The organism is Pseudochrobactrum sp. AO18b, from assembly GCF_000409565.1.
Lineage (GTDB): Bacteria > Pseudomonadota > Alphaproteobacteria > Rhizobiales > Rhizobiaceae > Pseudochrobactrum > Pseudochrobactrum saccharolyticum.
The window spans coordinates 1-9,203 of record NZ_ANNO01000127.1 but is presented as its reverse complement, the minus strand read 5'-3'; the positions used below and the strand labels follow the sequence as shown (position 1 = coordinate 9,203).

Annotated in this window: 8 protein-coding genes; 4 read left to right on the top strand and 4 right to left on the bottom strand. The window is 53.0% G+C overall.

The genetic code is table 11. The features are described from left to right. On the top strand, positions 1 to 846 hold an 846-nt coding region (locus tag A918_RS0105345), incomplete at its 5' end, for an HAD-IC family P-type ATPase (RefSeq protein WP_022710057.1). Positions 847 to 954: 108 nt separating this feature from the next. Here the strand turns inward: A918_RS0105345 and betB are convergent. The 3 genes from betB to betI all read right to left on the bottom strand — a co-directional run bounded on the left by betB (position 955) and on the right by betI (position 4,864). Then, on the bottom strand, positions 955 to 2,418 hold the full coding sequence (betB, locus tag A918_RS0105340; protein ID WP_022710056.1) for a betaine-aldehyde dehydrogenase: 1,464 nt from the start codon (positions 2,416 to 2,418) through the stop codon (positions 955 to 957). A 177-nt stretch (positions 2,419 to 2,595) separates the two neighbouring features. Continuing rightward, positions 2,596 to 4,245: a choline dehydrogenase gene (betA, locus tag A918_RS0105335; RefSeq protein ID WP_022710055.1), complete on the bottom strand. Its 1,650-nt coding sequence runs from the start codon at positions 4,243 to 4,245 to the stop codon at positions 2,596 to 2,598. Positions 4,246 to 4,255: 10 nt separating this feature from the next. Further along, complete coding sequence (gene betI, locus A918_RS0105330; RefSeq protein ID WP_028233420.1) at positions 4,256 to 4,864, bottom strand: transcriptional regulator BetI; 609 nt, start codon at positions 4,862 to 4,864, stop codon at positions 4,256 to 4,258. Positions 4,865 to 5,067: 203 nt separating this feature from the next. Here betI and A918_RS0105325 point away from each other — a divergent pair, with 203 nt between their 5' ends. Together A918_RS0105325 and A918_RS0105320 are read left to right on the top strand one after the other, a co-directional pair. Continuing rightward, complete coding sequence (locus tag A918_RS0105325; RefSeq protein WP_022710053.1) at positions 5,068 to 6,096, top strand: asparaginase; 1,029 nt, start codon at positions 5,068 to 5,070, stop codon at positions 6,094 to 6,096. Between the two features lie 114 nt (positions 6,097 to 6,210). Then, positions 6,211 to 6,681, top strand: a complete 471-nt coding sequence (locus A918_RS0105320) for a GreA/GreB family elongation factor (RefSeq protein WP_022710052.1) — start codon at positions 6,211 to 6,213, stop codon at positions 6,679 to 6,681. An 18-nt stretch (positions 6,682 to 6,699) separates the two neighbouring features. On the opposite strand, the gene corA is transcribed toward A918_RS0105320, so the two are convergent. After that, positions 6,700 to 7,698, bottom strand: a complete 999-nt coding sequence (corA, locus tag A918_RS0105315) for a magnesium/cobalt transporter CorA (protein ID WP_022710051.1) — start codon at positions 7,696 to 7,698, stop codon at positions 6,700 to 6,702. Between the two features lie 278 nt (positions 7,699 to 7,976). Here corA and A918_RS19520 point away from each other — a divergent pair. Continuing rightward, positions 7,977 to 9,203, top strand: a 1,227-nt coding sequence (locus tag A918_RS19520; protein WP_022710050.1) for an MFS transporter, incomplete at its 3' end; no start/stop codon positions are given.

The window sequence follows — 9,203 nt, the reverse complement described above, 5'->3', positions numbered from 1 at the left end:
GCGAGCCTTGAGAAAGGCTCGGAGCACCCGCTGGCGGAAGCCATTGTTGCCGGTGCGGAAGCAAAAGGGTTGAAGACAGATAATGTGGATGAATTTGAAGCGATTACCGGCAAAGGTGTTGCCGGTACGGTAAAAGGACGGGCAGTTGCGCTCGGCAATCCTGCCATGATGCAGGATATGGGGCTGGATATTGCCGCCATTCAGGCGCGGGCAGATACATTGCGGGCAGAAGGAAAGACCGCGATGTTTGTTGCCGTTGATAACAAGCTGGCAGGTCTGGTTGCTGTGGCTGATCCGATTAAGGAAACAGCTGCAGAAGCTATCCGCACACTCCATGCGCGCGGTTTGAAAATCATTATGGCAACCGGTGATAATGAACGTACAGCGCGTGCTGTGGCGGCTAAACTCGGTCTTGATGATGTGCGTGCCGATGTGCTGCCGGAAGATAAAAAAGCGCTGGTTGATGAGTTGCACAAACAGGGCAAAAAAGTTGCTATGGCGGGCGATGGTGTGAATGATGCACCGGCACTGGCCGCAGCCGATGTTGGTATTGCTATGGGCACGGGTGCTGATGTGGCCGTGGAAAGTGCGGGGATTACGCTGCTCAAAGGTGATCTCACCGGCATTGCCCGTGCGCATCATCTGGCAGAGGCGACAATCCGCAATATCAAGGAAAACCTGTTCTTTGCCTTTGTTTATAATGCACTGGGTATTCCGGTGGCAGCGGGGCTGCTCTATCCGTTTACCGGTACTTTATTGTCACCGATGATCGCAGCTGCGGCGATGAGCCTGTCCTCGGTCTCGGTGATTGCCAACTCATTGAGGTTGAGAGCATTGAAGCTTTGACTGGAGCATTTCCAGCAAAAGTGGGAACCGGTTTTGCGTAAGGACAATGCGTGAAAACAAATAAAAAGCGGGCAAAACTGCCCGCTTTTTATTTGGCATGAACGGAAATCAGTAAGGGCTGTCGACCTTGCCGGTTTCTACATAGACCGTCTTGATCTGACTGTAATGGGAGAGAGCGGCGAGGCCGTTCTCGCGACCGATGCCGGAATTTTTATAGCCACCGAATGGTACTTCCACCGGTGTCAGATTATAGGCATTGATCCAGCATGTACCGGCTTTGAGTGCTGCGATCACACGATGACCGCGGGCGCTGTCTGCGGTGAATACACCGGCGGCAAGACCGAATTCTGTATCATTGGCGCGGGCAACGACTTCATCTTCATCGCTGAAGGTCAGAATGCTCATTACAGGGCCGAAGATTTCTTCCCGTGCAATACTCATATCATCACTGACATTGGTGAAAATTGTCGGCTCGATATAGAAGCCGTTTTCCAGTCCCTGCAGGGCTGGTACACCGCCGCCGCAAACCAGATTGGCACCTTCAGCTTTACCCTTCTCAATATAGGACAAGACCTTATCGCGCTGGGCAAGGCTCACCATTGGTCCCATCTGCGTGCTCGGATCAAGCGGATCACCGATCTGAATAGCGCGGGTGCGCTCAACCAGACGGCTCACAAAACTTGTCGCAACAGCCTCATGCACGAAAACGCGGGTGCCGTTGGAGCAGACCTGACCGGTGGAATAGAAATTGCCGAGCATCGCGCCGCCAATGGCATTTTCCAGATCGGCATCATCGAACACGATCAGCGGGGATTTGCCGCCGAGTTCCATGGTGACCTGTTTCATCTCGCTACCGGCCTGCGCCATGATTTTCTTGCCTGTCGGTACAGAGCCTGTGAGAGAAACCTTGGCAACCTTAGGGTGGCTGATCAGTGCCGCGCCAGCATCACCAAAGCCCTGAACCACGTTGAAAAGCCCGTCCGGCAGACCGGCATCTTTGTAAAGCTGTGCGAGTGCCAGAGCTGACAGCGGCGTATTTTCCGATGGTTTGAACACAACCGCATTGCCCATGGCCAGAGCAGGGGCAGATTTCCATGATGCGATCTGGATCGGGTAATTCCATGCGCCGATACCAACGCAAACGCCCAATGCCTCGCGGCGTGTATAGGCAAAAGGCCCGCCAAGTTCGACAAACTCGCCATTGAAACCGGAGATTACACTGCCGAAATATTCCATCGCATCGGCACCGGAAGCTGCATCGGCTACCAGTGTTTCCTGAATGGCCTTGCCGGTATCCAGAGTTTCCAGTTCCGACAATTCCTGATTGCGCTCGCGCATCAGGTCTGCGGCACGGCGCAGGATGCGGCCACGCTCAACAGGCTTGAGTTTTGCCCATTCAACCTGCGCTTTGGCAGCGGCTTCAACAGCCTGATCGACAATGGCTTGTGTCGCACCATGCAGGCGGGCAATGACTTCGCCGGTGGCAGGATAGATCACATCAAAAGCACGTCCTGTCGTGTCTTCAACAAAACGACCATTGATAAAATGTGAGGCTTGCGGCTGTGCACGCATGGGAAATTCCTTTAAATTCTTAGAACTTTATGAATTAGAGCATAGCTCAAAAATTGTCAGGCCGTGGCGAAAAGGGTGTTTTCGAGAACCGGAACGCAATGTACCTGTCGTGTACATGAGTACCGGAAGCGCAGAAAATGCCATTTGCAGACCGGCATGGCGGTTTTTAGTATGCTCTTAGCGATCGGATACTTGCCAGCGCGGACTAATCCAAGGTTCTTGGTTCGAGCGCGGCAGCGGTGTTTTGCCTAAGATATGATCTGAAGCCTTCTCGCCGGTCATGATCGACGGGCCGTTGAGATTGCCGTAAGGCACGCGCGGGAAAATTGAACTGTCAGCCACGCGCAGACCTTCAACACCAATCACACGACACTCCGGATCAACCACGGCCATAGGGTCATTGACTGAACCCATTTTACAGGTACCGCATGGATGGAACGCGCTCTCTGCATGATCGCGAATGAAGTTGTCCAGCTGCTCATCTGTGACCTGATCATCACCCGGTTGAATTTCGCGGCCACGATACGGGTCAAAAGCCTGCTGGCCAAAAATCTCGCGGGTGAGGCGGATGCAATGGCGGAAGTCGCGCCAGTCATCCGGATGCGACATATAATTGAACAGGATTTTCGGTTTTTCTTTCGGATCATTGGAGCGCAACGTGACAGAACCGCGCGACTTGGAACGCATCGGCCCCACATGTGCCTGAAAACCGTGGCCGCCTGCTGCAGCTTTACCGTCATAGCGGATCGCAACTGGCAGAAAGTGAAACTGGATATCCGGATATTCCACACCGGCAGCCGAGCGCACAAAAGCCGCGCCTTCAAAATGGTTGGTCGCGCCGAGACCGGATTTAAAGAACAGCCATTCCGCACCGATACGGGCTTTGGAAAACAGGTTGAGGCTGGAATAGAGCGTAATCGGCTGCAGGCATTCCTGCTGCACATAGACTTCCATATGATCCTGCAAATTGGCGCCGACACCGGCACGGTCTGCCACGACTTCAATGCCGTGTTCGCGCAGATGCTCCGCAGGGCCAACACCGGAAAGCATCAGCAGTTTTGGCGAATTGATGCTGGAAGCGGCGATAATCACTTCACGCTTGGCTTTGATAACACTGACTGTGCCGGATTTTTCGATCTCAACGCCGGTCGCGCGGCCATTCTCAATCACCACTTTGCGGGCGAAAGCATTGACCAGTGTCACATTGCGGCGTTTGAGGGCAGGGCGCAGATAGGCATTGGCGGTTGACCAGCGGCGGCCGTGATGGATGGTCTGTTCCATCGGGCCGAAACCTTCCTGTTTCGAGCCGTTATAGTCATCTGTGGTTTCAAAACCGGCTTGTTTTCCGGCGTCGTTGAAAGCTTTGAACAGCGGGTTACTGCGCTTGCCGCGCTGCACATGCATCGGGCCATTGGTGCCGCGCCAGCCTTCCTCACCGCCATGGGAGTGCTCCATGCGTTTGAAGTAAGGCAGTACATCCGCATAGGACCAGCCGCTGGCACCGCTCTCAGCCCAATGATCAAAATCCTTGGCATGACCGCGCACATAGACCATGCCATTGACCGAAGACGAACCGCCGATAACCTTGCCGCGCGGGGTAACCAGACGACGGCCATTCAGATGCGGTTCCGGCTCGGTATTAAAACCCCAGTCATAGGTGGACATATTCATCGGGAAGGACAGAGCGGCCGGCATCTGGATCAGCGGCCCTATATCGGTGCCGCCATATTCGATAACGATAACAGAATGCTTGCCGTCTTCAGACAGGCGGTAGGCCATGGCAGAACCGGCAGAACCGGAGCCGATGATAACGAAATCTGCTTCCATAGTGGTTTCCTTAATGCCGGTTGCGAGATGGGGTGGATGGCGCGCGTGCCAGTTGGACGGTGATGTAATCCTCAACCAGTGCAATGGCTTTTGGCGCTTCCGGCGCATCGGCACCCAACGCGTGGCGGATATAAAGGCCGTCGATCAGAGCGCCGGTACCTTCAGCAATATGCTGCGCGGTCTGTTTGTCTGTGAGTTGCTCCAGTGCAAAGCACAGGTTGGAATGCAGGCGACGGGCATAGACCCGCAGCAGACGGCGCATTTCCAGTGACTGTTGTGCATGGGCATAGAAGGTGAGCCATGCCGCAATCGTTTCATGGGCAAACTGTGAGGCGGAGAAATTCACGCTGATAATTGCGGAAAGCCTTGCACGCGGGCTGTCTGCTGCCTGTAAGGCGAGGCGCAAATCAGTGCCGAGTTCGCTCAGCAAGTGACGCATAGTGGCTAAAAGCAACTGATCTTTACCGCCGAAATAGTGATGCGCGAGCGCTGCTGATACACCGGCCTTGCGGGCGATCTGCGCAACAGTCACATCAAGCGAACCGCGCTCGCCGATTGTCTGAATAGCGGCCGAGATCAGATCTTTCCGGCGCAGCTCCTCCATTCCCACTTTAGGCATGTCTGTCTCACAAAATTGTTTGGATTTGGTTGATTATCGTTTTTATTGATTGATCAGTCAATCAAGAGTTTATTATTGTTTTATTTCAATACTATGATGCGATTATAAAATGTGAAAATCCGCCATCTGATGGGATTGATGCGTTTTGACGGCATAAGACTATTTTGCTAGAGCATCGGCAGTGAATGATGCGGAGTTTTAAAATGGCAAATCCGGTTTTGGTTGAAGTTGAGCGCGGTAAAGTGGTGGAAAGTCGCCACAGTGGTGCGCTGGCGCTGTTCGATGGTGACGGTAAGACCGTTCTGAACATCGGGGATGTAACGCGCCCGACCTATCCGCGCTCGGCGATCAAGGCGATTCAGGCACTGCCATTTGTGGAAAGCGGTGCTGCTGATGCCTATGGTTTCGGCAATGAAGAGCTGGCCATGGCCTGCGCTTCCCATTCCGGTGAACCAGAGCACGTGGCGCGTGCGGCTTCGATGCTGGCGAAAGCCGGTTTGTCCTGTGATGATCTGGAATGCGGTGCCCATTGGCCGTCTGACCAGAAAGTGCTGATCGAAGTTGCCCGCAGTGGCAAGGAGCCGACTGCGCTCAATAATAACTGTTCCGGTAAACATGCCGGTTTTCTCTGCACCTGCGCCCATATGGGTTTGAAGACCAAAGGCTATGTGCAGGCGAGTTCACAAATTCAGACCATTGTACGTGAAACCATGCAGGAAGTGACCGGCGCGGTGCATAATGCTGATGAATATGGCACGGATGGTTGTTCCATCCCGACCTATGCCATTGGTCTGGATGCTATGGCACGTGGCTTTGCCCGTATGGCAACCGGTACAGGTCTGGCACCTGTTCGTGCGCAAGCCGCCAAGCGCTTGTTAGATGCCTGCATGGCTGCGGCGTTTTATGTGGCCGGTAGCCGTCGTGCCTGTACTGAGTTGATGGAACTCGCACCGGGTCGTATTTTCGTGAAAACCGGTGCGGAAGGTGTGTTCTGCGGTGCCGTGCCTGAACTGGGTGTAGGCTTTGCCATGAAATGCGATGATGGTGCCACCCGTGCAGCAGAAGTTATGGTGACACGTTTGCTGGCACAGCTCTTTGCAAAAGATGCAGAATTGTCGGGCAAGCTGGAAGCTCGTGCAACGCGCCGTATGAGTAACTGGAACGGCATTGATTTCGGTTATATTGCACCATCTTCCGTTTTGGTTGATGGACTGAAAGCTGTTTCTTTCTGAGAATAAAAAATACTATAAGTATTTAATAATTGAGCCGCGTATCATAAAGATGCGCGGCTTAATTGTTTTTCCGCGCAGCTTGCTTTTGTTGTGGTTACTTCCTACCTTTAAATTATGAGCAGAGCTTTTACAAAAGAACAGGACGATGTTCCTTCCGGTTTGGTGGAACGTCCGGTCAGTCACCACCGCAATCTGGTTACTCAAAACGGCCTCAAGCTGATTGAGGCTGAACTGTCACGTCTGCAAACCGAACTGGGGCAGGCGACAGCCAACGGGGACAAGGCCGCAATTGCTCATGTCTCCCGCGATTTGCGCTATTGGACAGCGCGGCGGGAGAATGCAGAACTGACACTGGCCGATAAGGACGGTGAGGTGATCCGCTTTGGTATGCAGGTCACTGTTGAGAATGAAGACGGCCGTCAACAGAGCTGGATGATTGTCGGCGAGGATGAGGCTGACCCGTCTAAGGGCACGATTTCTCACATCTCACCGCTTGCTGTAGCATTGTTTGGCAAGGGTAAGGGTGATCTGGTGACTGTGAATGGCCGCGAGCTGGAGATTATCAGCTTTAAAGCCATCAAATAGATAAGTTGCCGGCTCTGTTCAGAGCCAGCCTTTTCTGCGGAAGAAGTAAAGCGGGATCAGCGCAGAGATAACCATCAGCCCGAGTGCTGCGGGATAGCCCCATTTTTCTGAGAGCTCCGGCATGAAGCTGAAATTCATGCCATAGATCGAAGCGATCAGTGTCGGCGGCATGAAGCCTACGGCTGCCACTGAGAAGATTTTGATAATCGCGTTTTGTTCAACCGAGATCAGCCCGACAATCGTATCGAGCAGGAAGTTGATTTTGTTGTTGAGAAAATCAACGTAATTCTCAAGTGACTGCGTATCGCGTTCCAGTGTTTTCAGCCATGCACGGGTATCTTTGGCCTGTGTCTTGGGGGAGCTGTTGGCAGTAATATAGACCAGCAACCGGCGAATGCCGGACAGGCTTTCACGCATCCTTGAGAGAAACGTACCATGGGCACCGATTTCATTGAGGATTTCGCGGAAATTCTGGGTCGACATCGGGCGTTTGTTATCCGGACGGCGATAAATGCGGTGTGACGCATTGTCGATTTTTTCGCTCACCCCTTCAATGAAATCCGCCAGCCGGTTGGTATTGGTTTCGATAATGCCAAGCAAAACGCAAAGGCTGTTGGTGCGGCTGTTAATCAGGCCGTTGCCGCTTTTGGCCGTGCGCGCGACATAGAGCACAAAGGATTTTGGCTGCGCATAGCGCACGCTGATGAGCAGTTTATCCGTTAGAATGAAAGTGACAGGGCTGACAATCCGGTGATCATCTTCTGCAAGATGCAGGAATGGCGCTGTCAGATATTGCGCGCCGTTTTCACTGTAAAACCGGCTGGATTCTTCAATCTCTCCCATATCTTCCCGCGTCGGGATGGGGATATTCGCCCATTTTTCAACCTGACTTTCCTCTTCTGCAGTCGGATTGACCAGATCGATCCAGAGTGATTTTTGCAAAAGATCGTCTGTAATCTGCGTTGCAGGTTCAACCGGAATGAGAAGGTCGCCGTTGCGATAATATACAGTCAGCATCTTTGCTCAAAAATCCCTGTCAATAAAATGAAACAGCACTATAGCCGTATATATGTAAATAAGGCATGTCGATGCCGGTGACATATATCCGCCTGCTGTGGACACATCCCACGGTTAAAGATATATCAATCAGAGTTCAAATAACGGACTATAGCACCGGCGCATAAACCGGAACCGGTTTTCGCAAGGCGCGGTGCATAGTTTCAATAATTCAGAGTGTCCTTTCTGTGTCCGAACGGGTGCATAATGCTCTGAAGAAAAACAGGAATAGTAATTTCATGTCTGTCACGGGCGAGCCGCTGCTGGCTGAAGGTAATCTGCACACGATAACTGAAACAGCAGTTTCACAACCCGTTCAGTCTAAACCGGCATCATCTGCGCATCACGGCATGACACCAGTCTATCGTCTGCTTGCAGGCCTGTGTCTGGTACTGATTGCCCTGAACCTGCGTCCGTTATTCTCCAGTTTTTCAGCACTCCTGCCTGAAATTATTGCCTCTACTGGTATCAGCTCTTTGACTGCAGGGCTGCTGACGACTTTACCGGTTTTTTGTCTGGGCTTTTTCGCGCCTCTGGCTCCTAAATTTGGTGAGCGTATCGGCATGGAGCGTACATTGTTGCTGGCGGTATTGCTGCTGGCCTTCGGCACATTTCTGCGCGGCACCGGACCGGTTACGCTGATGTTTGCCGGTACTGTGCTGGCAGGAGCCTGTATTGCGACCTGTAATGTGTTGCTGCCCGGCATTGTGAAACGTGATTTTCCGGACAAAGCAGCTTTGCTGACCGGTTTTTATACAATGGCGCTGAGCGGCGGCGCGGCAATTGCCGCTGCGGTGACTTTGCCCGTTTACAGGGCGCTTGATAATTCATGGCAGCAGGCGCTGAGCCTGTGGGCGGTTCCGGCGCTGATCGTCGGTATACTCTGGGGTGTGCTGACATGGCGTGTGAAACATCAGCGGGCGGCCAATAAAAGCAAAGTCACCGGATTATGGCGTGATAAAATCGCATGGCAGCTGACCTTCTTCATGGGCTTGCAGTCATCGCTGGCTTTTACTGTGTTTGGCTGGTTGTCGCCGATCCTGCGTGAGCGCGGACTGGATGGCATTACGGCTGGTGCTGTGGTTTCCGTCTCCATTGGCATGCAGCTGATTGCCTGTCTGGTTGTGCCGACAATTGCCGTGCGTTCACGCAATCAGAGTCTTTTGAATGTGATACTGATCGCTTTTGCGACCATCGCCATGCTGGCGATGCTGTTTATGCCGCTCTGGTCGGTCTGGTATTGGGCGGTTCTGCAAGGCATCGGTCTTGGCGGATTGATTGCTGCGGCTATGACCGAAATCGTGCTGCGCTCGCCAAATCCGCGCGTGGCATCGCATCTGTCCGGCATGGTGCAATTTGTCGGTTATATGATTGCATCGGTTGTGCCGCTGCTGATCGGTATTATCCATGATCTGACCGGAACTTACACGGCCAGTGCCATGCTGTTCGTGGCGATTGGCCTTGTG

What these genes read in the sequence shown, in the direction of transcription:
- betB (WP_022710056.1), bottom strand. Translation starts at nt 2,418, where the DNA reads ATGCGTGCACAGCCGCAAGCCTCACATTTTATCAATGGTCGTTTTGTT.
- betA (WP_022710055.1), bottom strand. Translation starts at nt 4,245, where the DNA reads ATGGAAGCAGATTTCGTTATCATCGGCTCCGGTTCTGCCGGTTCTGCC.
- betI (WP_028233420.1), bottom strand. Translation starts at nt 4,864, where the DNA reads ATGCCTAAAGTGGGAATGGAGGAGCTGCGCCGGAAAGATCTGATCTCG.
- A918_RS0105325 (WP_022710053.1), top strand. Translation starts at nt 5,068, where the DNA reads ATGGCAAATCCGGTTTTGGTTGAAGTTGAGCGCGGTAAAGTGGTGGAA.
- A918_RS0105320 (WP_022710052.1), top strand. Translation starts at nt 6,211, where the DNA reads ATGAGCAGAGCTTTTACAAAAGAACAGGACGATGTTCCTTCCGGTTTG.
- corA (WP_022710051.1), bottom strand. Translation starts at nt 7,698, where the DNA reads ATGCTGACTGTATATTATCGCAACGGCGACCTTCTCATTCCGGTTGAA.